At 60.6% G+C, this 25,133-nt stretch carries 22 protein-coding genes; 10 read left to right on the top strand and 12 right to left on the bottom strand.

What is annotated here, in order from left to right:
* Position 1: 1 nt before the first annotated feature.
* From AOA60_RS26970 to AOA60_RS26955, 4 genes are all read left to right on the top strand, one after another.
* Positions 2-397: a hypothetical protein gene (locus tag AOA60_RS26970; RefSeq protein WP_099586935.1), complete on the top strand. Its 396-nt coding sequence runs from the start codon at positions 2-4 to the stop codon at positions 395-397.
* Positions 387-773 (top strand): hypothetical protein, encoded by a 387-nt coding sequence (locus AOA60_RS26965; protein WP_099586934.1) that lies wholly within the window; start codon positions 387-389, stop codon positions 771-773. Before AOA60_RS26970 ends, AOA60_RS26965 begins: the two co-directional genes overlap by 11 nt.
* 80 nt (positions 774-853) lie before the next feature.
* Complete coding sequence (gene glsB, locus AOA60_RS26960) at positions 854-1,762, top strand: glutaminase B (protein WP_099586933.1); 909 nt, start codon at positions 854-856, stop codon at positions 1,760-1,762.
* 145 nt (positions 1,763-1,907) lie between these two features.
* Positions 1,908-2,198 carry a hypothetical protein gene (locus AOA60_RS26955; RefSeq protein WP_099586932.1) on the top strand — a complete coding sequence of 97 codons (291 nt, stop codon included), beginning with the start codon at positions 1,908-1,910 and terminating at the stop codon, positions 2,196-2,198.
* A gap of 183 nt (positions 2,199-2,381) precedes the next feature.
* Here the strand turns inward: AOA60_RS26955 and AOA60_RS26950 are convergent, their stop codons facing one another.
* From AOA60_RS26950 to AOA60_RS26930, 5 genes are all read right to left on the bottom strand, one after another.
* Complete coding sequence (locus AOA60_RS26950; RefSeq protein WP_099586931.1) at positions 2,382-2,924, bottom strand: hypothetical protein; 543 nt, start codon at positions 2,922-2,924, stop codon at positions 2,382-2,384.
* Between the two features lie 288 nt (positions 2,925-3,212).
* Positions 3,213-3,452 carry a DUF6124 family protein gene (locus AOA60_RS26945; RefSeq protein ID WP_099586930.1) on the bottom strand — a complete coding sequence of 80 codons (240 nt, stop codon included), beginning with the start codon at positions 3,450-3,452 and terminating at the stop codon, positions 3,213-3,215.
* Between the two features lie 500 nt (positions 3,453-3,952).
* A complete protein-coding gene (locus AOA60_RS26940) occupies positions 3,953-5,197 on the bottom strand; it encodes a saccharopine dehydrogenase family protein (RefSeq protein ID WP_099586929.1) in 1,245 nt (414 codons plus the stop codon).
* Positions 5,198-5,225: 28 nt separating this feature from the next.
* Positions 5,226-6,323 carry a carboxynorspermidine decarboxylase gene (locus AOA60_RS26935; RefSeq protein ID WP_099586928.1) on the bottom strand — a complete coding sequence of 366 codons (1,098 nt, stop codon included), beginning with the start codon at positions 6,321-6,323 and terminating at the stop codon, positions 5,226-5,228.
* A 189-nt stretch (positions 6,324-6,512) separates the two neighbouring features.
* A complete protein-coding gene (locus AOA60_RS26930; protein ID WP_099586927.1) occupies positions 6,513-8,156 on the bottom strand; it encodes a sensor domain-containing diguanylate cyclase in 1,644 nt (547 codons plus the stop codon).
* 182 nt (positions 8,157-8,338) lie between these two features.
* Here AOA60_RS26930 and metE point away from each other — a divergent pair, with 182 nt between their 5' ends.
* Positions 8,339-10,627 carry a 5-methyltetrahydropteroyltriglutamate--homocysteine S-methyltransferase gene (gene metE, locus AOA60_RS26925; RefSeq protein ID WP_099586926.1) on the top strand — a complete coding sequence of 763 codons (2,289 nt, stop codon included), beginning with the start codon at positions 8,339-8,341 and terminating at the stop codon, positions 10,625-10,627.
* Positions 10,628-10,682: 55 nt separating this feature from the next.
* Here metE and AOA60_RS26920 read toward each other — a convergent pair whose 3' ends face one another.
* A complete protein-coding gene (locus AOA60_RS26920; RefSeq protein ID WP_099586925.1) occupies positions 10,683-11,837 on the bottom strand; it encodes a DUF1624 domain-containing protein in 1,155 nt (384 codons plus the stop codon).
* A 133-nt stretch (positions 11,838-11,970) separates the two neighbouring features.
* On the opposite strand from AOA60_RS26920, the gene AOA60_RS26915 reads away from it, so the two are divergent.
* Both AOA60_RS26915 and yfcF read left to right on the top strand, forming a co-directional pair.
* A complete protein-coding gene (locus AOA60_RS26915; protein WP_099586924.1) occupies positions 11,971-12,507 on the top strand; it encodes a DUF924 family protein in 537 nt (178 codons plus the stop codon).
* A gap of 96 nt (positions 12,508-12,603) precedes the next feature.
* Positions 12,604-13,236, top strand: coding sequence for a glutathione transferase (yfcF, locus tag AOA60_RS26910; RefSeq protein ID WP_099586923.1), 633 nt, complete (start codon positions 12,604-12,606; stop codon positions 13,234-13,236).
* Here yfcF and AOA60_RS26905 read toward each other — a convergent pair.
* On the bottom strand, positions 13,211-13,483 hold the full coding sequence (locus AOA60_RS26905; protein ID WP_099586922.1) for a hypothetical protein: 273 nt from the start codon (positions 13,481-13,483) through the stop codon (positions 13,211-13,213). The genes yfcF and AOA60_RS26905 overlap by 26 nt on opposite strands.
* Before the next feature lie 130 nt (positions 13,484-13,613).
* Here AOA60_RS26905 and AOA60_RS26900 point away from each other — a divergent pair, with 130 nt between their 5' ends.
* A complete protein-coding gene (locus AOA60_RS26900) occupies positions 13,614-14,258 on the top strand; it encodes an ATPase (RefSeq protein ID WP_099586921.1) in 645 nt (214 codons plus the stop codon).
* Between the two features lie 35 nt (positions 14,259-14,293).
* Positions 14,294-14,626 carry a hypothetical protein gene (locus AOA60_RS26895; RefSeq protein ID WP_099586920.1) on the top strand — a complete coding sequence of 111 codons (333 nt, stop codon included), beginning with the start codon at positions 14,294-14,296 and terminating at the stop codon, positions 14,624-14,626.
* A gap of 76 nt (positions 14,627-14,702) precedes the next feature.
* On the opposite strand, the gene AOA60_RS26890 is transcribed toward AOA60_RS26895, so the two are convergent.
* The gene (locus tag AOA60_RS26890) at positions 14,703-15,449 is read right to left on the bottom strand and encodes a creatininase family protein (protein WP_099586919.1); all 747 of its coding nucleotides are present in this window, start codon (positions 15,447-15,449) and stop codon (positions 14,703-14,705) included.
* Positions 15,450-15,479: 30 nt separating this feature from the next.
* Positions 15,480-16,190, bottom strand: coding sequence for a murein L,D-transpeptidase catalytic domain family protein (locus AOA60_RS26885; protein WP_099586918.1), 711 nt, complete (start codon positions 16,188-16,190; stop codon positions 15,480-15,482).
* Between the two features lie 40 nt (positions 16,191-16,230).
* On the opposite strand from AOA60_RS26885, the gene AOA60_RS26880 reads away from it, so the two are divergent.
* Positions 16,231-17,832 (top strand): murein L,D-transpeptidase, encoded by a 1,602-nt coding sequence (locus tag AOA60_RS26880; RefSeq protein ID WP_099586917.1) that lies wholly within the window; start codon positions 16,231-16,233, stop codon positions 17,830-17,832.
* 12 nt (positions 17,833-17,844) lie between these two features.
* On the opposite strand, the gene AOA60_RS26875 is transcribed toward AOA60_RS26880, so the two are convergent.
* From AOA60_RS26875 to AOA60_RS26865, 3 genes are read right to left on the bottom strand one after another with little or no spacing between them, the layout of a single operon-like run.
* Positions 17,845-19,512 (bottom strand): ABC transporter ATP-binding protein/permease, encoded by a 1,668-nt coding sequence (locus AOA60_RS26875; protein ID WP_099586916.1) that lies wholly within the window; start codon positions 19,510-19,512, stop codon positions 17,845-17,847.
* Positions 19,509-22,265, bottom strand: a complete 2,757-nt coding sequence (locus AOA60_RS26870; protein ID WP_099586915.1) for a M16 family metallopeptidase — start codon at positions 22,263-22,265, stop codon at positions 19,509-19,511. The genes AOA60_RS26875 and AOA60_RS26870 overlap by 4 nt, the downstream gene beginning before the upstream one ends.
* Positions 22,266-22,295: 30 nt before the next feature.
* The gene (locus AOA60_RS26865) at positions 22,296-25,115 is read right to left on the bottom strand and encodes a TonB-dependent receptor (RefSeq protein ID WP_099586914.1); all 2,820 of its coding nucleotides are present in this window, start codon (positions 25,113-25,115) and stop codon (positions 22,296-22,298) included.
* Positions 25,116-25,133 lie beyond the last annotated feature (18 nt).

Here is a 25,133-nt window from a genome sequence, read left to right as displayed (position 1 = left end):
CATGCCCACGCTTTATTGTTACGTCGATGGTTCTGACAACCAAGCAGTCGAATCGGTATTGGTCGACGCCTTTCGCGCGTTTGTCAGCGATTGGGCGCAATATTGCGCCGTGTTTGTGAATCACCAGCACGAGCGTACACCCGACATGGCGCCTGATGACCTGAATGATTGGTTTATCGGGCTCAACCTTCCTTTGCCTCCCGTTAGCCAATCTCAAATTGACCAATTGGTCCTGTTTGCAAAATCCTTGGCGGGCGCAGCAGGACGAGATTTTGTGGTGGGTATTTCGTTGCCGTCCGGGCTTTGCGAGGATCTGGTGTTTCTCGATGCAAACGCTGACGAGACTGAGGGGTTACGCCTGTACACACAGTTGGAGGCTGCGCTCCATGGGGCTTGATATTCATCTTGAGGCTGATAAGCGAATGTCCCTGGCACATCTGGCTGACGCTGTGAACGCGGTGGGTGGTGCTGAACTGGAACAGCATGAACAGTCGGTGGAGGCGCATTTTTATTCAGGTCTTTTTCTGAGCGGCTGCTATGAAGTGGATGATCCTGATATTCGGGCGCAAGACACGAATGATCTGGCATTTACGGTGGCCATTCGTTGTTATCTGCGCATCAAAGGGCCTGCGCCGGAGGGCGCTGATCCATTGGCTGACGTCAGGGAACTGGCGCAGCAACTGGCTACGAGGTGTGACGCCTGTTTCCTGATGTCGTTTCAGTACGAGTCCCTCATGTATTACCGGGACGAGGCGGGGTTTCACGTTCTGTAGTAGCTCACCTGACCTGCGTGTTTCAGGTATCCTCCGCGCCCCGCTTATCACTGATTCAAACCACGATGACAGGACAAGACATGCAGGCGCTGCTGGAGTCGATCCTAGACGAAGTGCGCCCACTGATCGGCCTCGGCAAAGTTGCCGATTACATTCCCGCGCTGGCCGATGTACCGGCCAACCAACTGGGTATCGCCGTGTACGGCAACGACGGCTCGGCCTACCGCGCCGGCGACGCCGATACGCTGTTCTCGGTGCAGAGCATTTCCAAGGTGTTCAGCCTGGTGCAGGCCATCGACCACGGCGGCGAAAGCATCTGGGAGCGCCTGGGCCATGAGCCTTCGGGGCAACCGTTCAACTCCCTGGTACAACTGGAGTTCGAGCGCGGCCGGCCACGCAATCCCTTCATCAACGCCGGCGCATTGGTGATCTGCGACATCAACCAGTCACGCTTCGCCGTGCCGATTCTGTCGATGCGTGACTTTGTGCGGCGCCTGTCGGGCAATCCGCAGATCCTGGTCAACAAAGTTGTCGCCGACTCCGAAGCCCAGCACGGCGCACGCAACGCGGCCATGGCCTACCTGATGAAGTCCTTCGGCAACTTCCATAACGACGTGGACGCGGTGCTGCACAGCTACTTCAACTATTGCGCCTTACAGATGAGCTGCCTGGACCTAGCCAAGGCCTTCAGCTTCCTGGCCAACGAAGGCACCAGCGCCCACAGCGGCGAACAGATCCTCACGGCGCGCCAGACCAAGCAAGTCAACTCGATCATGGCCACCAGCGGGCTGTATGACGAGGCGGGCAATTTTGCCTATCGCGTGGGGTTACCCGGTAAGAGCGGGGTGGGCGGCGGGATTGTCGCAGTGGTGCCGGGGCAGTTTACGGTGTGCGTGTGGTCGCCGGAGTTGAACGCGGCGGGGAACTCGCTGGCGGGGATCAGGGCGTTGGAATTGTTGAGTGAGCGGATTGGGTGGTCGGTGTTTTGATGTGATTCAGCTGGGGCTAGGGCGCTGTAAACGCTGGCTGAGAGGACATGGGGACATATTGAGGTAAGTCGCCCCTGCGATCGACGCCTGATGTGATCTATGCTAATTGTCATCGATCCTCCCTTGTCCTAAGCCGGAGACCAGCATGTCACGTAAGAAAATTAAACCGCAAATCACTGAAGCGCAGATTCTTGCTCAAGAATCGAGTATCCCTTCTATTGCTGCCAAGGCATTCAGGGATGCTTATGAAGTTGCGATTTCCAAAGGTGAGTCTGTGCTCGTGGTCCATGCTGGCCAACTGATGAAAGTTTCAAATACAGAGACGCTGGTCATCCGCCCAGTTGAAACATACGGAACTATTAAGGCAGGTACCCGTTTGAAAACCAAAAAGTCTCTTTTGGATCGTCGGTCTGCCCAAGCGCAGATTCAGGCTTGAGCACGACGCCTCGAGTTCGCATGTTCGCCGGACTGAACGGGAGTGGGAAGAGCACATTCAAGACGCTGCCTGGACCGCTGTGCGCTGCGCTCTCGATGAAGAATTTGAACTCTTGCAAAAGCACCCGGCACACTGTGTCGGGTACTGGAAAAGCCTTAGGTGAGGCTAAACTCAAGCCGGACTTTATGTTGTGCCATCTGCCAGGCGTTTATAACTTTCAAAACGATCTTTATTGTCTGCTTTTAAAAGCTCAGGAGAGTTAAGTTCAAAAACTATTTTGTAAGGGTTGGTTGAATTAAATTTTTTCAAATCTTCTAAAGTCAGCATGTTGAACTCTTTTAGATCATCGGAATTCAAGGCGGTGTCGTCATTGTTCGAAAGTGCAATGTGAATTACGCTTTGAAGACTCATCAGTTTGAAGAGTCTTTTTATTCGTTCATTATTCTTTCTCATGTTCAGATCTTCGAGGGTCAAGCTAGAAAACTCTGAAATGAGATTCATGTCAATGACCTGTTCGGAGTCAGAGCCAGTGACGATGCATGTTCTGTGAGTCATGTCGTAGTGCTTTAATGTTCCCTCAGTATATAACTCCTTCATGTTGTCATCGGCGGAAACGTGAGTGACCTTGCATTTGTTGCCAATCCCAACTTTCTTAAACATCGCCTCTACCGTGGTGTCGCTAACGGTATCTTCCGTGGAACCTTTGGTGTTTTCTACGTTTGGCATGATTCATCTCCAAGGAATAAGGTGACTCTTAAGAACGCTTATGAGTTTTTTGGCACTGTTAACACCCTCTGACTTTAGGTATTAAGCAGCCTGCCCGTAACTGTCAGAAATGACAGTTGACAAGATTAAATCGAAATATAAACAATCACCGGCAATACGAATTTTTGATGTGATCGTTCCCTCGCTCTGCGTGGGAATGCCGCCTGGGAAGCTCTGCGTCCCTCCTGCGCAACGGTGACGCAGTGCGTCACGTGATTCATTCCCACGCAGCGTGGAACGATCTTTATCTCAAGCAGCGGGGTGAGACGTGTCCAGCGCCTTGTCTACCAGCAATTGCACGCCTTCCAGCATTCGGCAGATGCCCAATGCCACATTGCGTTGGGTGCCGTCGATTTCAAAGGCGAGGTGGGTGGCGATGTCGGTGATTGAGGATAGATCCTGGGAGGCGTTGATTAGCAGGGTTTCCGTGCCCAGGTTGGGGCGTACGGTGAAGAGTTTTTCTGGGGGATTTGGGGTGTCTTTGATCATGGTGGAACTCCAAGGGGAATGGAGCTGCCACGGTTCGCGGTCAAACGAATTAGGGTGGCAGCTATACGCGGGTTGACCGACCGGTCCCAAGGAGCCCGGCATACCCGAAGGTATCCCGCGTACAGCTGCCGCGACACGATACAGCAGGCGTCAAGAAAACGCCTGATTCGATGTGGCACAGATGCAGTTGGGAAACGGACGGTCAAATCCGGTCGCTGAATTGGCAGCGACGGCGCAGAGGTTAGTCAGCCGCGTTCCGAGCGACAACCTGAAACAGTCGTGGGAAAACTCTGAGAGTCTGGGGCGAAGTGCTATCCCTGTGGGAGGGGGCTTGCCCCCGATGGCAGTGTGTCAGCCAAAGATGCATCAACTGAAACGGCCTCATCGGGGGCAAGCCCCCTCCCACATTTGGATCTTCATCGGTCTTGGAATCGCTACCCACCCCAAACAAAAAATGCGCCCCTGGGGGCGCATTTTTTTGTTCGGTCAGCTATCGCCTATCAGGCAATCGCATCCCAGGCTCGATCACCTTTCTCGTCCTTGATCCGAGTCGGCAAGCCCATCACGTCCAGCGCTTTCAGGAACGGCTCAGCCGGCAGTTCCTCGACGTTGGCCATGTGTTTCACGTCCCACTCGCCACGGGCGACCAGCAGCGCGGCGGCTACCGGTGGGACGCCTGCGGTGTAGGAGATGCCCTGGCTGTCGGTTTCGGCGAAGGCTTCTTCGTGGCAGGCCACGTTGTAGATGAACAGTTCACGCGGCTGGCCGTCCTTGGTGCCTTTGACCAGGTCGCCGATGCAGGTCTTGCCGGTGTAGCCAGGGGCGAGCGAAGACGGGTCAGGCAGTACGGCCTTGACCACTTTCAACGGCACCACTTCCAGGCCTTCGGCAGTCTTGACCGGCTTCTCGGAGAGCAGGCCGAGGTTTTTCAGTACGGTGAACACGTTGATGTAGTGTTCGCCAAAGCTCATCCAGAACCGCACGTTGGGCACGTCGAGGTTTTTCGACAGCGAGTGCACTTCATCGTGACCGGTGAGGTAGAGGTTCTGCGAACCCACGACCGGCAGGTCGTCGGTGCGTTTGACTTCGAACATGGTGTTGCTGGTCCACTGGCTGTCCTGCCAGCTCCACACCTGTCCGGTGAACTCGCGGAAGTTGATTTCCGGGTCGAAGTTGGTGGCAAAGTATTTGCCATGGCTGCCGGCATTGACGTCGAGAATGTCGATCGAATCAATGCGGTCGAAATGCTGTTGCTGCGCCAGCGCGGCATACGCGTTGACGACGCCTGGGTCGAAGCCCACGCCAAGAATGGCGGTGATGTTCTTGTCTTTGCACTCTTGTAGGTGGTTCCACTCGTAGTTGCCGTACCACGGCGGGGTCTCGCAGACCTTGCCTGGCTCTTCGTGGATAGCGGTGTCGAGGTACGCAACGCCCGTGTCGATGCAGGCACGCAGGACCGACATGTTCAGGAACGACGAACCGACGTTGATGACGATCTGCGATTCAGTCTCGCGGATCAGGGCCTTGGTCGCTTCCACGTCCATGGCGTTCAGCGCGAAGGCTTGGATATCGGCGGGAACCTTGAGGCTACCCTTGGCCTTGACGCTGTCGATGATGGCCTGGCATTTGGAGATGTTGCGCGACGCGATAGCAATACGACCGAGTTCGTCGTTGTGCTGCGCGCACTTGTGGGCCACCACCTTGGCGACACCTCCTGCACCAATGATAAGAACGTTCTTTTTCAATTGCTTTCTTTCTCCTATATCCGCCAGCTTACGAAAGGCTGGACAGGTAGTCGTCGTAACCAAATTCACGAACCACTTCGACTGTACCGTCGAGTTGTTTCACTACGATGGACGGCATTTTCAGGCCGTTGAACCAATTTTTCTTGACCATGGTGTAGCCAGCAGTGTCGATGAACGACAGCCGATCGCCGATGGCCAGCGGACGATCAAATTGATACTCGCCGAAGATGTCCCCGGCCAGGCAGGATTTGCCGCACACCATGTAGGTATGTTCACCGTCGCTTGGCGCCAGCTTGGCGTTGAGGCGGTAGATCAGCAGGTCCAGCAGGTGAGCTTCGATGGAGCTGTCGACCACGGCGAGGTTTTTGCCGTTGTACAGGGTGTCGAGCACGGTGACTTCCAGGGAGGCGCTGTTGGTGATCGCCGCTTCGCCGGGTTCCAGGTAGACCTGCACGCCGTACTTCTGCGAGAACGCCTTGAGACGCTGGCAGAAGGCGTCGATGGCATAGCCTTCACCGGTGAAATGGATGCCGCCGCCGAGGCTGACCCAGTTGACCTTGTGCAGCAGCGCGCCGAAACGTTCTTCGATGGTGTTGAGCATTTGGTCGAACAGGTTGAAGTCGCCGTTCTCGCAGTTGTTGTGGAACATAAAGCCGGAGATCTGCTCGATCACGCCTTCGATCTTCACCGGGTCCCATTCGCCCAGGCGGCTGAATGGCCGTGCCGGGTCGGCCAGCAGGTAGTCGGAGCTGCTTACCTGCGGGTTGACACGCAGGCCACGGGTCTTGCCCTCGGAACGCTCGGCAAAGCGCTGCAACTGGCTGATCGAGTTGAAGATGATCTTGTCGCAGTTATCCAGCATCTCTTCGATTTCATCGTCGGCCCAGGCCACGCTGTAGGCGTGCGCCTCGCCTTCGAACTTCTGGCGACCGAGCTTCAACTCATACAGCGACGACGAGGTGGTGCCGTCCATGTATTCCTGCATCAGGTCGAACACCGACCAGGTGGCAAAGCACTTGAGCGCCAGCAGGGCCTTGGCGCCGGACTGCTCGCGCACGTAAGCAATCTTCTGCATGTTGACCAGAAGCTTCTGTTTATCGATGAGGTAGTACGGCGTTTTGATCATTTTTGAGAGCCTGCGGCGGTGCCTGCCAAAAAAGGACACGCATTGTGCCCGCACTTGGTCAGGATCGAAAGGTTAGTGAGCGGATTTAGCTGCGCCGCGATTATTCTGCCCTGCCAAGATGACAACCCTGCCTTGTGATCAGCCTTTCACCACGACAGGCCCGCTCTCCACAAAGCTAGCTCCCGGGCCTCACGCCACCCGATTACGCCCGCCAGCCTTGGCCTCATACAACTGCTGATCCGCCCGATTCAGCAGCGCCCGTGTGTCGCGGTCCGACGGTGCGGCAATGCCCACGCCGATACTCACCGTGACAGGCCCCACCTGTTCAAACTGCGCGCCGGCAATCGCGGCACGGATCTTCTCGGCCACCACATCCGGGCTGTCCGGTGCTTCGACCTCTGGTAGCAGCACGGCAAACTCTTCGCCGCCGTAGCGGGCGACAAAGTCGGTGACGCGGGTGGTGCTTTGGATCAGTTGGGCGAGTTGGCGCAGCACGTCATCGCCGACAGCGTGGCCGTGGGTGTCATTGATGCGTTTGAAGTAGTCGGCGTCGATCAGCAGCAGGGCAAAAGTGCGGCCGGTGCGTTGGAACAGCAGGCTGTTTTCCGCGAGTTTTTCGTCGAAGCGGCGACGGTTGTAGACGCCGGTCAGTGCGTCGTGGGTCGCAAGGTTGAGCAGCTCGGTATTGGCCTGGGTGAGGTCGGCGGTGCGTTGGGCGACGGTGGCTTCCAGGGAGGCGTTGGCGTCCTGCAACTGGCGCTCCTTGGCCAGCAGGGATTGGGTCATGCCGGTCAGCGAGCGGCCCAGCTGGGCGATTTCCAACACTGAGTGCGCCTGGGGAAACACCGCGCCGGGCTGATGCTCCTGGACTTGCTTGGCGGACTTGGCCAGCCGTTCGATAGGCCGGCTGAGGGAGGAGGCCAGGCAATACGCCGCGACCACAAACGCCACGGCGGCGAGTACGCCGAGTATCAGGAGTTTGTAGAGCAGCGTGCGTGCCGGTTGCAGTGCCACCTCCAAGGGCTGGCGCACCATGATGTACCAGTTCATTTTCGCGTTGGCGGGGCTTGGCACGGCGACCGAAGCGGTCACAAAACCGTTGGCTGTGCTCCAGCCGGAAGACGTGACCAGCCTGTCTTTGGGCATCTGCTCACCGGCCAACACTTCGGGATAAAGCACCTTGCCATCGAAGTCGACAATCAGTGCCTCGATGTCAGGGATCGCGTCCTTCTGCATCACCGCCGAATCGACGATTTGCGTGACCCAACGCCAGTGCGCATGGGCTCCGAGTACGCCGATGGTCTCGCCTTTGGCGTTACGGATCGGCGCGGCGAAATCGATAAACCGCAACGGCTCGCCATTCGCCGCGCCCGGCAGCAACTTGGCCAGCAGCACCGCTTCATGGGGATCTCCGGTGTACTCACCGTGCAGGCCCGCCTGGAACCAAGGGCGCTGGCTGACGGATTGATTCACCAGCAGGCCATTCACCGCCTGGCGCACACGGCCATCGACATCGGCGACGCCCATCCACGCGTATTCGGCGCGAGACTGGGTGCGCAGTTCCATCAGCGTGAGGATGTCCGGCTCGTTCAAGCCACCTTTGCGAAACAGCGGCGCTTTGCTGAGCAGGGAAACCTCCAGCTGGCGCTCGTGCAGTTGCACAGCCAGCAGCGCAGCCGTGGATCGTGCCGTGCTCAACAAGGTATTGCCGCTGGCCTGCTTCATTTGCCCGGTGGCGATGTGCCCCACATAAAAACCCACGCTCAGTAACGTGAGCAAGGACAAAGCAGCAAACCATAGGGTCAAGTGAGTGCGCAGGCTGGCTTTGATCATGGGTGCTCATTTGGATGTGTTGTTCGCGAGCATAGTACCCGCAATGAATGGGTGCCGTGTCTGCTAAAGGTAGGTCTTAACATGAGTGAAACTTGTGATGGTCTAAAATATAATGAGTTTGTCTCACTATGATCTAATCCCGACAATGGCTGCCATATCTACCGACATTGGAGTTGTAAGTCATGGCAGTCGCTCATTCCCTTGGATTTCCGCGCATTGGACGCGATCGTGAATTGAAAAAAGCGCAGGAAGCGTTCTGGAAGGGTGAGCTCGACGAAGCCGGCCTGCGCGCCGTTGGCCGTGACTTGCGCAAAACCCACTGGGATTTGCAAAAACAGGCCGGCATCGAGTTGCTGCCCGCTGGGGATTTCGCCTGGTACGACCAGGTGCTGACCCATTCGCTGATGTTCGGCGTGATTCCCGAGCGCTTTCGCCCGGCGGATGGCAAGGCCACGCTGCACACCCTGTTCGGCATGGCGCGTGGTGTCAGCGACAGTTGCTGCGGCGGTGCTCACGCCCAGGAAATGACCAAGTGGTTCGATACGAACTACCACTACCTGGTGCCGGAATTCAGTGTCGACCAGCAGTTCTACCTGGGCTGGGACCAACTGTTCGAAGAAGTCCAGGAAGCCCGCGAGCTGGGCCACAACGTCAAGCCTGTTGTGATCGGTCCACTCACCTACCTGTGGCTGGGCAAGGCCAAGGGTGGTGACTTCGACAAACTCGACCTGCTGGACCGCCTGCTGCCGTTGTATGGCCAGATCTTCCAGCGCCTGGCGGAACTGGGCGTGGAATGGGTGCAGATCGACGAGCCGATCCTGGTGCTCGACCTGCCGCAGGAATGGAAGAACGCGTTTGAACGCGCGTACAACCTGATCCAGCGTGACCCGCTGAAAAAACTGGTCGCCACTTACTTTGGCGGTTTGGAGGAAAACCTGGGCTTGGCCGCCAACCTGCCGGTCGACGGCCTGCACATCGACCTGGTACGCGCACCGGAACAGTACCCGACCATCCTCGATCGCCTGCCGGCGTATAAGGTGCTGTCCCTGGGGGTGGTCAACGGCCGCAACGTCTGGCGCTGCGACCTGGAAAACGCCCTGGCGACCTTGCAGCATGCCCATGAAAAACTCGGTGATCGCCTGTGGGTGGCGCCGTCCTGCTCATTGCTGCACAGCCCGGTGGACCTGGGCCGTGAAGACCAGCTTGATGCGGAGTTAAAAAGCTGGCTGGCCTTCGCCGTGCAGAAGTGCGCCGAGGTGGCGGTGCTGGCCCAGGCAGTCAACCAGCCTGAAGCGCCCAATGTGCTCGCTGCCTTGACGCACAGCCGCGCCGTGCAGGCCGCCCGTGCCGCTTCGCCGCGTATCCACAAACCGGCGGTCCAGGCACGCGTTGCCGCCATTACCGCCAAGGACAGCCAGCGCCACTCGCTGTTTGCCCAGCGTATCGCGCAGCAGCGTGCAGGCCTCAACCTGCCGCTGTTCCCGACCACCACCATCGGTTCGTTCCCGCAAACCGCCTCGATCCGCCTGGCGCGTCAGTCGTACAAGGCCGGCAAGTTGAGCGAAGCCGAATACGTCGAAGCGATGCACAGCGAGATCAAGCACGCCGTCGAAGTGCAGGAAAACCTCGGCCTGGATGTGCTGGTGCATGGCGAAGCCGAGCGTAACGACATGGTCGAATACTTCGCCGAGCAATTGGACGGCTACGTGTTCACGCGCTTTGGCTGGGTGCAGAGCTATGGTTCGCGCTGCGTGAAACCGGCGGTGATCTTCGGCGACCTGAGCCGTCCGAAGGCCATGACGGTGGAGTGGATCCGCTATGCCCAAGGCCTGACCCACAAGGTCATGAAAGGCATGCTGACCGGTCCGGTGACGATGCTGATGTGGTCGTTCCCCCGCGAAGACGTGAGCCGCGAAGTGCAGGCCCGCCAATTGGCCCTGGCCATTCGCGATGAAGTGGTGGACCTGGAAGCGGCCGGCATCAAGATCGTGCAGATCGACGAAGCCGCCTTCCGCGAAGGCCTGCCATTGCGCCAGGCGCAGTGGCAGGCGTACCTGGACTGGGCCACCGAAGTGTTCCGCCTGTGCGCCTCCGGCGTACGGGACGACACCCAGATCCATACGCACATGTGCTACAGCGAATTCAATGACGTAATCGAGTCCATCGCGGCGATGGATGCCGATGTGATCACCATCGAAACGTCACGCTCGGACATGGAGTTGCTGGACGCGTTTGAAGCCTTCGCGTACCCGAATGACATCGGTCCGGGCGTCTACGATATCCACTCGCCACGGGTGCCGGAGGCGTCGGAAATGGCCAACCTGCTGCGCAAGGCGGCCAAGCGGATTCCGGCCGAGCGGCTGTGGGTGAACCCGGATTGCGGGTTGAAGACGCGGGGCTGGCCGGAGACTGAGGCGGCGTTGATTCATATGGTGACTGCGGCTCGCCAGCTTCGAGCTGAATTGGCATAGCACGGTCAAAAAGTGTGGGGGGCTTGCACCCTCCCACAATTGAATCTAAGTCAGCTCAGAGATATTTGAGCCACGCCAGATCCCGTCGACGCGCCTTCAACGCGGCAAACCAACGCACCGGCAAGTACAGCGCCAGCGGTAGCAACAGCGCCGCCATCCAGACTGCGCCGATGCTGTCGAACCCGAAGTAGTTGCCCTGGTTAAGCCCGAACAGCGCCACACACGCCACATACAGCACTTTCAACACGTACAGGTGCAACAGGTAAAAAAACATCGGCGCGGCACCAAACACGGCCAATACCCCGATCCAACGCTTGTGCCCGGCGCGTTCAAACGCCAACAGCAGCAACAGCCCAATCCCCAGCGTCAACGCCAGGAACAACAACGAAGGTGGGTACTTGGTTACGTTGAAAAAGCTCATCGCCGTCTGCACACCACTGTCGTACGTCTGCCAAGGCTTCTCGCCATAGCCATTGATTGCACGCAGCGCTACAAACCCTACCAACGATCCCATACCGGCCAGCAACAGATAGCGCTGGCGCACCGCAGGCAAGGTGGCATTGGCAAACCACGGACCGATGCCGTAGCCCAGGGCAATCACGCCGATCCACGGCAGTACCGGATACGTGGTGCGCAGGCGCAGGTCTGCGGACACGTCGATCCAGCTGCGTTCATGCAGGATGGCCCACACGTCTTGCAGCGCCGAACCAGGAGTGAAGTGCACGCCATCGAGCAGGTTGTGCCCGCCGATGATCACCAGCGCGAGCGCGATCAGCAGCGGTCGCGGCAACCACACCAAGGCGGCGAGGGCGATCATGCTGAGGCCGATCGCCCAGATCACTTGCATGTAGATCACGCTGGGCGGCAGTTGAAAGGTCCAGGCGAAGTTGACCAGGGTGAACTCCAGCACCACCAGGAACAACCCGCGCTTGAACAGGAACGCCGACACATCGCGGCGGCCCTGGTATTTCTGGCCGTACAAAAACGCGGACAGCCCGGTGAGCAACACAAACACCGGAGCACACAGGTGGGCGAGGGTGCGGCTGATAAACAGCGCGGGTTCAGTGCTGTCGATGCTCATCGGGTCGCCGACCTGGCGGTGCAGCAGGAAGGTTTCCCGCACGTGGTCGAGCAGCATGAACAGGATCACCAGGCCGCGCAGGGCGTCGATGGAGAGCAGGCGTTGACGTAGGGGAGCAGCATCAGTCATGGGCGGAATCGCAGGGCAGGGTGGAAATTGGACGTTATCCTATAACATTAACGTGCCCGTTGCCCTCAATTGCTCTCTGATCGGGCCGACGGTTCTGATACCGTCATTGAAAGCGCTATCGGAGCCCCTCGCCATGATCACCCCACAATCCGTCATCGACTTCTGGCAACACGCCGGCCCCAAACGCTGGTTCGCCAAGGACGACGCCTTCGACGCACTGTTTCGCGACACCTTCTTCACCACCCACCTGCAAGCCGCCCGGCGCGAGCTTGAACACTGGCTGGACTCAGCCGAAGGCGCATTGGCCCTGCTGATCCTCCTGGACCAATACCCGCGCAATGCCTTTCGCGGCAGCGCGCACATGTTCGCCACCGACCCGCTCGCGCGCCTGTACGCCCAGCGCATGGTGGACGCCGGGCTCGACCAGCAGGTTGAGCCGGCATTGCGTGCGTTCTGTTATTTGCCGTTCGAGCACTCGGAAGACCCAAAGGACCAGCAACGCTCCCTGACCGTCAACCAGCAGTTGGATGCCAACACCTACCGCTGGGCCAAGGAGCACGCCGAGATCATTCAGCGCTTCGGGCGTTTCCCGCATCGTAATGCGGTGCTGGCCAGGGTCACCACCGATGAAGAGCGCGTTTTTCTGGACAAGGGCGGGTTTGCCGGCTAACCCGGTATTCCTCCCAGGAATGCCTCCATAAAAACCCTGCATTGTCTTTATCCGCGCACATCTCGTAGCGTGAAGGCTCATTCAAGGAGATTGCCCATGAGCCAGAGCCCGTTGCGCCTTTACGTTGATTCGCTGTTCACCAGCCCGTACGCGATGTCGGTGTTCGTTACCCTGCGGGAAAAAGGCCTGCCCTTCGATCTGGTTACCCTGGATCTGGATGCGGCGCAAAACCAGACCGCCGATTTTGCCCGGTTATCTGTGACCCAGCGTGTACCGACCTTGGTAGAAGGAGACTTTGCGCTGTCCGAATCTTCGGCGATCACCGAGTACCTGGAAGACGCCTACCCTGACACAGCGGTGTACCCGGCAGATTTCAAGCTCCGGGCGAGGGCGCGTCAGGTGCAGGCGTGGTTGCGCAGTGATTTGCTGCCGATCCGTCAGGAGCGCTCCACGCTGGTGGTGTTCTACGGACGGCAGATGCCACCGTTATCACCTGTGGCCAAAGCGGCCGCCAGCCGGTTGATCACTGGGGCGCAGGCGTTGTTGGCGGGTAATCTGACGCACCTGTTCGGTGAGTGGTCGATTGCCGATGTGGACCTGGCGATCATGCTCAACCGCCTGATCCTCAACGGTGACAGCGTGCCGGCCGAGCTGGTGGCTTATGCCCAGCGCCAGTGGCAACGGCCGTCGGTGCAGGGATGGGTCAATCAGCCACGTCCTGCGCTGTAGCGTTGGCCGTCATTTGTTGCACGCGCCGGTCCAGGTCTTCCCAATCCGCCATGCCCAGCACCCGCGTGGTGTTCAAGCCGCGCAGGTAGCCGCGCAATTGTTGGGCGCTGGCGCAGGCTTGGTCGGCGTCGGCGTTGATGTCCTGCAGCACGGTTTCATAGTCGACCAGGTAATCGGCAATCCGCTCGCGAAACTCCGGCAGGACGGCTTCACGGATACGGTCGAAGGTTTTCTGGTGGGGCTTCATGGCGGCTCCTTATCGGTTTTATCGTGACACTATCGCTTCAGATAATAGTCACCATCACGCATCGCAAGTTCTGTTTTTACAAGGAAAGCGCAAAATCCCTTCATCGAGACGCTGTTCAAGGAAATGCGCGATGAGGACGATGATTCAGCTGGGTTTAATGATTCTGATGCTGGCCACGGTGGCAGTGAACAACGCGGCCATTGCCGGTGAACTGCGTACAGGCCATTTGCTACCCATCGTCGGTAGCGTAAACTCCCTGCAGCACGCGCAGTCAGTGGGTGTGTTGTTGAGCGACAACACCCGCGACAACCTCAGCTACCTCGAACGCTACCACGACATGGCCTTGAATGGCGCCAAGGATGCCCTCGACGGGCGTATCCGCCAGGCGTTCGTCAATAGTTCCGACCCGGAACTGGCCATTGACTGGTTGATGAGTTCGCTGCAAGGCACCTTTTTGTCGGTCACCGTCTACGACAACCTGGATGCCCTGGTGCAGGCTCACCCCGATGTGGTGGTGATGCTCGACACCCATAACCAACTGCTGACCCAGCGTAACGATCAGGTCGAGGCGCGTTTTATTGCGCGGTTCTATGACGCCGACCTGCAATACATCGCCAAGGCCGAAGGCGCGGTGCACAGGCAGGTGGCCTCGGTGTGGGTCCGCAACAAGGCCGCGCCGGAAATTGCCGCGCAGATCGAACAGCAACGCGATGTACAGCTCGATGCCTTGAAGCAGTTTGATGCGTCGCTCAAGGCGCTGGTGCGCGCCAGTTAACGTGAACTTTTACTTTTTTACCGTCAGGATTCTTAATGCGCTCTTTTCTCTTACCGGTCGCAGCCTTGTTGCTGGCCGGCTGTGTGTCCGCCCCCAACACGCCGACCTTGACCCTGCAAACCAGCAAAGGCCCCGAAGCCTATCTGCAATGCGTCCTGCCCAAGCTGGAAAAACACGGGATCACGTCGACCGTGACCCAGAACTCGCGCCACGCCCGCGCCGTGTTGACCAGCAAGATCGCCGCCGACGATGTGCTTGAAGCCTACAAGGCAGGAGAGGGCGGCAAGGTGTTCTTGTATGAGCGCAAGCCGCTGGCGTCGGCACTAACGCCGTCGCGGCTGGAATTGGCTGCCAAGGAATGCCAATAACTTCAGGCAACCTGTAGTGAGCAGGCTTGCGCTGGGCTGCGAAGCAGCCCTTCCTACCGGTTGATGTGTACTCGGCCTAGGCTTTGGCTTCGTTGCTGAAGCTGTTGACGGTCTTGACCAACCCTTGAGCCGCCAACGCCACCAACTCACCGCCTTTCTCCACCGTCGCCAGCGCCGGGTCTGAGCCCATGCGTCCATCGGGGAAGCGCGCACGAAAGTCCAGGGCTTCACGGATCGGGCCGGTGTTGGCGATCTGTGGCGCATAGTCTGCTGACTTGATCGAGCCAGGGTACGCCCATTGCGTCACCGCAATCTCCGACGGCGTGGCATGGCTGCCGTGGCCTACGGGGAATTGGCGGTGGGCCAGGTCGCTGACGCCTTCCAGGTCCCACCAGTTCACCAGCTTCAAGGCGAAGCCGGCTGGGCGGCGGGCGAAACTGGCTTCGGCGTACAACTCGGAAAACGCCGCTTCAATGGTCGCGATATTGCCGCCATGGCCATTGAGGAACAGGATCTTGTCGAAACCATGCCCGGCCAGCGAGCGCACCCAGTCGCCAATCGCGGCGATAAAGGTGGAAGGGCGCAGCGAAATGGTGCCGGGAAAACCCAGGTGATGCTGGGCCATGCCGATATTGAAGGTCGGGCCGATCAGGATGTCGGCGTTCTTTTGTGCCTCGACGGCGATGATTTCCGGGCACATCCAGTCGGTGCCCAACAGGCCGGTCGGGCCGTGTTGCTCGTTGGAGCCGATGGGGATCACCACCGTACGACTGCGCTCCAGAAACTGCCCGATCTCGATCCAGGTCGATTGATGTAGAAGCATGCGAAGCTCTCTTTTATCTGTGGGGACAGGCTAACCGCCACGGATTGTACGACTACTCGCCACCTGTTGGGGTTTGCAATTGAGGTACGTCGAGGACTTCAACCAGCGCTGGTCCGGGTACCACGAAAACATGAACTGCCCATCCTTGAGCTTGTCCACCACCTGGCGCGCCACCTGCGGGCGTACGGCCGGGCAACCCTGGCTGCGGCCGATACGGCCTTCGCGCTTGCTCCACAGCGGGCTCACATAGTCGGCGGCGTGAATCACGATGGCGCGATCACGGGCCTGGTCATTGAACCCCGGCTCCAGGCCGTCCATGCGCAGTGAATAACCGTGGGTGCCCAGGTAACTTTCCTGGGTGCGGAACAGGCCCAGGCTGGATTGATGGCTGCCTTCGGTATTGGAAAACTGGGTGGCGAAGTTTTCCCCGGACTTGGCGCCGTGGGCCACCAGGTCGCGCAGCACCAGGGTTTTCTTGCGCAGGTCGAAAATCCACAAGCGACGGGCGGTCGACGGTTGGGAATAGTCAATCACGGCCAGGCGCTCGGAGCGTTCCTCGCCATTGCTGACCGCGCATTGCATCGCACTCAGGGCGCTTTTAAGTACAGTGGGGTTGAGTTCTGGAGCCGAGCGCGCCAGGCTGCTATACAGGGTAGGCGGGTTACCGTTGGCGGCGAGCGCAGCATTGCTCAATACAGCCAGACTGACGGCGATCCCCAGGCGGTACATAAAAGTCAGCATCTACAGTACATCTCCCCCACTGTGGATTGGAGCCAAGTCATTGTTCAAAAAACACGCATGTTACTTGAGCATTTGCTTGCTCGTTGCACCATTGGTCGCCACGGCCGACGCGCTGCCGGTGGAGCCGTTGCCGGTCACGACTCCCGCGCCGGTGGACCTGGCCCCGGTGCAACAAGCCCTGGCGCAACTGCCCAGCGTCTGCCCCGGCCTGGCGACGCAGATCGACGCGCCCGCCCTGGCGCGCCTGCAAGCCTTTTATCAGCAACAAGGCGATGCCCCGTTATGGTCGGACGAGACGCGCCGCCAAGCACTCCAGACCCAGCTGCTGATGCTCGCCGACGATGGCCTGGACCCCACTCACTATAGTCTGGCCGTGCCACACGCCACGCAGAACGTGCTGTGCAGCGATATCGACAGCAGCCAGCACTACCTGCAAGCCCTGCAGGATCTGCACTTCGGCCGCTTGCAGCAATCGCGCTTCGAACCGCTGTGGCATTCCCAGCCACCTGCCCGCGACCCCGACACCGAGGTGTTGGCCTTTGCCGCCACCGGCCTGCACGACATGGCGCAAGCGTTCGACCAGGCCCGTCCCAGCGCGGATTTGTACCGCAGCCTGCGCAATGCCTATTCCACCGTGCGCCAGCAGCCGTTGCCCCAATGGGATGCGGTTGGCAGCGGCCCGCTGTTGCGTCCTGGCATGGACGATCCACGTGTTCCGGAACTCGCGCGTCGGCTGCACAGCGGAGGCTACCTGCCGATCGAACCCACGGGTGCCAGCAAGCAATACCGCCCCGAACTGGTCGCGGCGGTCAAAGCCTTCCAGGTCAGCCACTCCCTGCAATCGGACGGTGTGATCGGCGCTGGCACCGTGGCGGAACTCAATATCAGCCCGGCCATGCGCCGCGAGCAACTGCGCATCAACCTCGAACGCTTCCGTTGGCTGGCCCAGGACCTGGAGCCCGAGGGCGTGCTGGTCAACGTCGCCGCCGCGCAATTGAGCGTGTACCAGAGCGGCATTCCCGTGTGGCAAACCCGCCTGCAAGTAGGCCGCGCCGAGCGCCAGACGCCGCTGCTCAAGTCACGCATCACCCGGCTGACGCTCAACCCCACCTGGACCATCCCGCCGACCATCATGCGCGAGGACAAACTCCCGGCCATCCGCCTCAACCCCGAATACCTGCGCCAGCAAAACCTGCAAGTGCTCGACGCCGAAGGCCACCCGCTGGCGCCCGAGCAGATCGATTGGGCGCGCCCCGGCAATATCCTGCTGCGCCAGGAAGCCGGGCCGCGCAACCCGCTGGGCAAGATCGTAATGCGCTTCCCCAACCCGTATTCGGTGTACCTGCACGACACCCCGAGCCAGCCGCTGTTCACCAAAGGCCCGCGTGCGTTCAGCTCGGGTTGCGTGCGGGTAGAGCAACCGTTGCTGCTGCGCGACCTGCTGGTGAGCCCGGCCGAACGCGCGCGCACCGATGAACTGCTGGCCACCGGCGTGACCCATGAATTCAGGCTGGCCACGCCGGTGCCGGTGCTGCTCGGCTACTGGACGGTCGAGGTCGACCGCCAGGGTGGGCTGGTGTACGCGCCGGATATTTACGCGCGGGACCTGGTGTTGATGAAGGCGATGGGGAGTGTGCTGTAGCGAACGGGCCGCTCACCTCAGGGCTTGTGATGTTTCAGGCGACCAGGCGCGATCAAACAATGGTGCCAACGCCGCCTGATGACTGATGCCAATCACCGTGCAGGCCGGCAGCTGTTCGCGCAGCAGCACCAATAGGGCATGCGCACTTGCCTCGTCCAACTGGTTGGTGGCCTCGTCCAGGTACAGCGTATCCGGCGCATACAGCAGCGCCCGCGCCAGGCCGATGCGCTGCTGCTCGCCACCGGACAGTTCCCGCGCCCATTCGCACTGTTCATCCAAACGCTGCACCAACCCCGGCAACCCCACCTGCAGCAGCACCGCAACCAAGTGGACGCCAGTCGGCACTTCAATCGCTGGGTAAGCCAGCAACTGACGCAGCGGCATGCTCGGCAGGTAAGGCTTCTGCGGTAGCAGCAAACTGCGACCCGGTGGCAATTGCCAGCCACCCCGGCAATACGGCCAGATGCCCTGCAAGGTGCGCAGCAATGTGGACTTGCCGATGCCGCTGCGTCCGGCAATCAACAGCCATTCGCCCTGGGCCACTTGCACCGACACATCAGCCAGCAGCAGGCCCGCGTCCGGGCGCAGTACATCCAGGCCGCTGATACACAGGCAGTCGCCAATCACCGGCGCCTGGGCCTGGCAGCGGCTGGCGGCGATGGCCTGTTCAAACTGCCCCAGCCTTTCCACCGCCGAGCTCCAGCGCATCAGCTTCGGGTACAGCTTGATAAACCAACTGAGGGAACCTTGCACCGCGCCAAACGCACTGCGGATCTGCATCAGGCCGCCCAACGTGATGGTCTTGGCCAGAAACGCGGGCAGGGCGGCGAACACCGGAATGATCAGGCTGACCCGTTCATAGCTGACGGTAAACAGGCTGAGGTTGCGCTCGCGGCCCATCAACTGGCGCCAGTTGTGCGCAATCGCCTGGAACCGCTCGGCCAGGTGCGCGCGCTCCACCGCTTCGCCGCGGTACAGGGCGATCTGTTCGGCATGCTCGCGCTTGCGCAGCAGGCTGGCGCGAAAGTCGGCCTCATAGTGCTGGCGGTCCACATTCAAACGGTGCAGCGGGCGACCGACCCAATGGGTGATCAAGCTGCCGGCCAGGGTGTAGAGCACCACAATCCACACCAGGTAACCCGACAACGTGATGCTGTACTCCCCGACGCTGAAAGTCTGCACCCCAGACAACTGCCACAGAATGCTCATGAACGCGCCGACCTGGGCCATGTTGATGATGAACGACGCTACCAGCTCCACGCTCAGGTCGGCGACGATATCCACGTCCTCGCTGATGCGCTGGTCGGGGTTGTCTGGCTCGCCGCTCAGGCCCAGGCGATAGAAGGCCTGGTCCGCCAGCCACGCGTGGGTGAACTGCTCGGTCATGGCCTGGCGCCAACGCAGCACCAGCGCTTTGCGCACCCAGTCCAGGGCGACGACGATCAGCACGTAGGCGCCCAGGTAAATCACATAGCGGCCCATCAGCGCGTACAGCGCAGGCGTGTCGAAGGCGCCGAGGGTGTCGTAGAAACTCTTGCTCCAGGCGTTGATCAGCACGTTGATCTGCACGATCAACAGGCCCATGCCGATGACGCTGGCCAGCATCAGCCAGCCCAGCCACTGCGAGCCCTGGCGCCAGAACGGCGCGGCCAGGCGATAGAACGTACGCAAGCTCTTCACGGCGCATCCGCCTTGGGCAGTACGCGCAGCAGCACTTGGTTATTGGGCGGGAACATCTGGCTGGCCAAGGGTTTGAGCAACTCCAGGCGCAGGCCGTCCGGCAAGCGGGCCTGGCGGCTCAGGTAGCGCGGGTCTTGCCATTGGCGTTCGCTGAGCAACAGGCGGCGCCATTGGGTGGTGGGATCGAGCAGGCGTTTGTGTTCCTGGCGGCGCAGTTCCCTGCGTTCGCCGGCGACCCAGTTGGCATCCACCGAACCGCCCAATTGCGCCAGGGTTTGCTGGGCCAGCGCCCAGAGTTCCTCGGCGCGTTGGGGGTCGCAGGTGAAGCTCAATTGGCTTTCGATACGCTGGGTGTCGGGGTTCAGTTCGCTGTCAAAACGTAGGCGATAGACGCCGGACGCTTCGCCGCGCAGGCGTTGCTTGAGCTGCTGGTTGGCCAACTCACGCAGGGCGGCGACACGGGCCGCCGCTTCGGGCGTCCAGGGTTGTTCGCTGAAACTGCTGGCTTCGAGCACCACCCGTGGCTCCAGGGCCACGGCGATGTCGGTGCGGCGTTGACCGGGTTTTTGCAGGGCAGGGCGGCTGGGTTGGGCAACGCCACGGGGGATATTGGCCAGGTGTTCGCCCACCGCGTTTGCCAGTTGCACAGGGTCCACGTCCGCCATCAGGTAGTAGCTGACCGGGGCCTGGGTGAGTCGCTGCCAGTCTTCGGTCAGGGTGCCGGCTTGCAACACCTCCAAGGCCTGTTGATCCGGCGCTTGCCAGGTGTCGGCGCCGTAGCGCAGTTCACGTCGGGCGGCGGCGATGGCGTCCGGGCGGGTGCTCACGCGGGTCAGCAAATCATCGCGGGCAGCGCTGAACAGCTCGTCATCGATTGCTACGCCAACCTGGCTCTGGCGATAGCTTTGCAGCAGCGTGGTCAGCGCACCCATCGAGGCTTTTGACGTGGCGCTCAGTTGCAGGCGTGTGGCGCTTTGTTCAAGGCTCAAGGTTGCCTTGTGCTGTTTGCGCCACGCCTCCAGGCCTGGCGCGCCACTCTGGTTGCCCAGTTGCGCAGCCATCTGCAGGCGCCAGGCGGGTACGTCACGGCGCTCGTAACCGGCGGCCGATTCGGCTTGCAGGCGCCATTGGCCGTCTTCGGCATTGCGGCGCAGCCAGACCAGCCGATCACCGTTACTCAACTGCCAGTGCTCGACCTTTTCAGCGCTAAAGCTGCGCTTGCCGATCACCGCGCCCGGCGTGCCCGCCGTTGGCGGTGTGAAGGTGGCAATGGGCGGTTCCGCCGGTGCGGCTGACTGTGGCGCAACCAGCGATGAGTGGGCAATTGAGTCACGCAACTGCTGCACATCGTCCACCGTCGGCAGGCGTACTACGCGGTTGCCCGGCGCAGTGAATTGCAGCACTTGGTCGGGGCTGTCCAGCCAACGTTGCAGGCGGGCATCCAGGGCCGCAAGGTCGATGGTGTCCAGCGATTGGAGCGTACGCCGGGCGATCTGATGGGGCGCGACGACAGGGCGGTTCTGCACCGCGGCATCGTTGAGCGAGGTCACCCATTGCTCGAAGGTGCGTGATTCGTCCTTGGCCAGCATGCCGTCTGCCAATTGGCGGATTTTGCGCTTCTCCCGGTCCAGGTCCTGCGCAGTGAAACCGTGTTGGCGCAAACGCTCCAACTCGGTCAGCAGTTGCTTCAAGGCTTCATCATGATGAGCCCCGTCAACTGCCGCCGCGACGCCCAGTACGCTGGAGTATTCGCCGATCAAGGTTTTCTGTGCGGTCAGGCTGCGCACGCCGGCTTGCAGAGGCTGGCGGCGCAATTGGGTCAACAGGGCCGACAGCGCCATGCGGTCGATCAAGCGCTCGCGGGTGGCCTCGGCCGTGACGCCACGGCTGTCCGGTTCATGCAGGCGAAACAGCAGCGACACCTGGTTGCTGCCGGTCTGCGGGTCTTGCAGGCGGAAGATTTTCAACTGGTTGTCGAGGGGCAGTTCGCGGTGTTCACGCTCGTGCAATGCCTGGGCGGCGGGCGCGCCGAAGGCCTGCTGGATCTGCTGCGCCAACTGCTGCGGTTCGAAGTCGCCGACCACCGACAACACCATGTTATTGGGCACGTACCAACGCTGTTGAAAACGCTGCAACGCACCCAGCGAGGCGTCGCGGATCGCCGTTTCATTGCCGATGGTGCGATGTTGCGGGTAACGCGACCCGACCCGTTGGGTGGCTGCGCGCTGGTCATTCATACGCTGGGCCACGCCAAGGCCGCCGCGCCATTCTTCAATGACGATAGGCCGTTCGCGCTCAAGGTCAGCGGCGTTGTAATCACCCGCGAACACCAGCTGCGCGAGTTTCGACAGGGCCACCGGGGTTTGCGTGGTCCCGGCCATGGGGCTGAGCAGGTACTGGGTGCGGTCGTAGCTGGTCATGGCGTTGAAGTTGCGGCCCTGCACCCAGCCCAGCGCCGTCATCTGCGCACGCAGGTCGGTGGTTTGGCCGGCGCGGCTGCGGAAGGTCAGGTGTTCGAGCATATGGGCCACGCCCACCTGGTCGTCGTCTTCATCCACCGAGCCGGCGCGCACGGTCAGGCGCAGGTCCAGGCGCCCGGTTTGGGTACTGTCCTGTACCAGGCGGTATTCCAGGCCATTGGCCAATTGGCCGCGCACCACCTGCGGCGCCCACGGCAGCGGTGCCTGGGTGACGGGCGATGCGCAGGCGCACAGCAGCAGCGGGCCGAGCAGGCCTGCAAGTAATTTGTTCATCAGGGGTTCCAGGCTAATCAGGTGGCAGCGTTAGAAGCGGTAGCCGACTTCGAGCCAATATTGGCGGCCGACTTCATAGGTGACGGTGGAGCTGCCACTGCCGACGATCTCGTTGACGTGGTCGGTGACGTTGGTGATGTCCACGGCGGCGAACAGCGCTTGTTCCTTGCCCGTGGGGATTTCCCAGCTGACACGCATGTCCCAGGTGGGTGCCGCCTTGACCTTGGCTGCCTCGTACACGGCGAGGTCCTCGCCATTGACGGTTACGATTTCGCTGCTATCGATGATCTGTTCGTAGGCTCCGCGATAACGCAGGAAGTTACTCAGGGTGAGGTTCCATTGCGGGATCTCGGTGATGGTCGTCAGGCGGGCTGTCCAGGGGCGATTGAAGTCGCTGGCGGGCAACTCGCTGTAGGCGATGCGCTTACCGTCGTACAGCACGTCCTCATTGGCGTATTGATCGGCGGTGATGCCTGATTCATAGGTGCCGTAGGCGTCTTTGGTGCGCGACCAGTCAAACGCCGCCTGTACGCTGGTGCGTGACCCCAACCATTGGAATTCGTGCCGTGGGGTAATACTCAGCGTGACGTTGTCACTCTCGCTCGACGCGTCGTTGGTGTAGGTGTAATAGATGCTGTCGAAACCGGCGGCGGGGCCCAGCCCAAGCACGCGGGAGGAGGCCCGGCCGATCTTGTCCTTGCCGTCGCGGTGTACGTATTTGAGACGGAAGTCGGTGTCGAGCCAGACCTGGTCAAGCCCAAGGGTCCATTCATCGTCGTACGGCACCTTGAGGTCGGAGAACTTGTTCAGGTTCTCCACCTGGGTGGCCGTCCATGCACCGCCTTGAGTGGTGCGGGTGTAGCGGGTATTGAAGCCTTGGCGACCTTCGGCCAGGCGGTACTTGAACAGGTTGCGCCCGTAGTAGCGGTTGGCGCCGAACACCAGCACGGTGCTGCGATCACCAAAGAAGTCGTAGTCACCGGAAAAGCGCGGCGCCAGGTTCTGCTTCTGCATGTAGTCATCGCCTTCCAGGCGCAAGCCTGGGCGCAGGCCGAGTTTGCCGATCTGCAGGTTGTCGTGGATGAAAAATGCGTACTTGTTTTCGGTCAGGTCCAGCTTGCCGGCGCCATAGACGTTGCGGGCATTGGCCCATTGACGGGTGTTGCCATTGCGCAGCAAGCCGATGGAGCACAACGGGTCATCATTGAGGCAGGTGGCGATGTTGTCGCGGCGGGTGATGTTGACCGAGGTCGCTTCGGTTTCACGCTCCCAGGTCGCCTGGTTGCGGGTCAGCTCCATGCCGGTCACCACGGCATGTTCGGCGCCCGCCCAGCGGAACCCTTGCCAGTCGGCCTTGAGTTTGTAGTTGATGCCTCGCTGGGTTTGCGTGAGGTTGCCGTAGGAGCCTTCGCCGCTGCGTGAGGTCGCGGTGGTGGGCAGGCCCCAGTTCTTGGTGCTGGAGTAATACCAGGCGATCGCATCGTTGGACTCCGACTCCCGGGAGCTGTTGAGGTCGGTTAACGCCAGGGTGTGCGACCAGCGTGCTGAATCGCCTTCCCACACTGCCTTGAGCGACCCTTGCCAGCCGCCGTTGATATTGGTGAAACCGGAGTTTTTGTAGTTCTCGCGAAAATAGGTGTTTTCCTGTGGCGCCTTGATGAACGAGCCGTCCAGACTCAAGCGCTCGTTGACGTTCCAGTACGCCTTGAACATGTAGTTGTCGAGCTGCCGCGTCTGGTCTTCGCGGTTGTCGCCATTCGGGCTGTTGTAGCCGTCTGCATACTTGTTGAGGGGGATCACCGAGCGCTTTTGCGAGAAGCTCACGATGGCGCCGAAGTCGTCGGTGAGGTGGCCTTCGAGCATGCCGCGCACGGTGGTTTTTTCGAACTCGGGCTGGTACTGCTCGTTGGACGCGTTGTCGAAATTGGCCTGGTCCTTTTCGGTGGTGTGGTAACTCGTCCACGCCGAACGGCTCATGGAATAGGACAGTTTGCCGTGCAGGTCCTGGCTGGGGCGACGGGTGATCGCATCGACCACGCCGCCGTTGAAGCCACCGTATTCAGCCGGCACGTTGCTGTCGTAGACCTTAACTTCCTGCAACAGGTCGGCGTCCAGGGCAATGCCGTGGGAGCGACTGGGCGAAGCATCGAACTGGCGGGTTTCGCCATAGCCGTGGGCGCCGGGGTCGAGGTCGTTATTGATCGAGATGCCATCGATCATGAAGTTGTTCTGGTAGAACTTTGCGCCGTTGATGCTGATGTCCGCGGGGTCGATTTCGCCCGGCGCATTGGAATTTTGCTGGGCACCGCTGAACTGCACGCTGGGGTGCATTTGCAGCAAGGTGGTGATGTCGCCGTTGGCGCCGGGGAAGGCCTGGATCGCCTTTCGATCGATCACCGTGGCGCCCTGGAACGAGTTTTCTTCGGTGAAGCCCAGCACGACCGTACTGTCCAACATCGTCGGGCCGCCAGCATCGGCACTGGGCAAGCGGTGAAACACCAGAGCACCGTCCTGATAGCCCCAGCCGATGCCGGTGCCTTGCAGCAGGTACGCGAGGGCTGCGTCGTTGCTCATGTCGCCGTTCACACCGGGGGAACTCACACCCTTGAGCAGTTGCGGATCGACGCTCACTTGCTTGCCGCTCTGTTGGCCGAAGGCAATCAACGCGCCGGCCAGGGCCTGTGGGGGGATGTTGAAGCCGTGGGTCGAGGCGGGCGTATCGGGTTGCGCCAGGGCCAGCGGCAGCGGGCCAAACGCGCAGCACAGCCCGAGCAGCCCGGCGGCGGCCCCTTTCTTCAGGCGCAGCGGCCACGTGCCCGGCGTACCGAACGTGTGAAGGGTGTGTGTCATGCAAAGATCCCCGCGCCG

It is taken from the genome of Pseudomonas sp. 2822-17 (genome assembly GCF_002742485.1).
GTDB classification, from domain to species: domain Bacteria; phylum Pseudomonadota; class Gammaproteobacteria; order Pseudomonadales; family Pseudomonadaceae; genus Aquipseudomonas; species Aquipseudomonas cyclaminis.
Note: the sequence above shows the minus strand (reverse complement) of the source record. Positions and strands in the feature narration are given on the sequence as shown.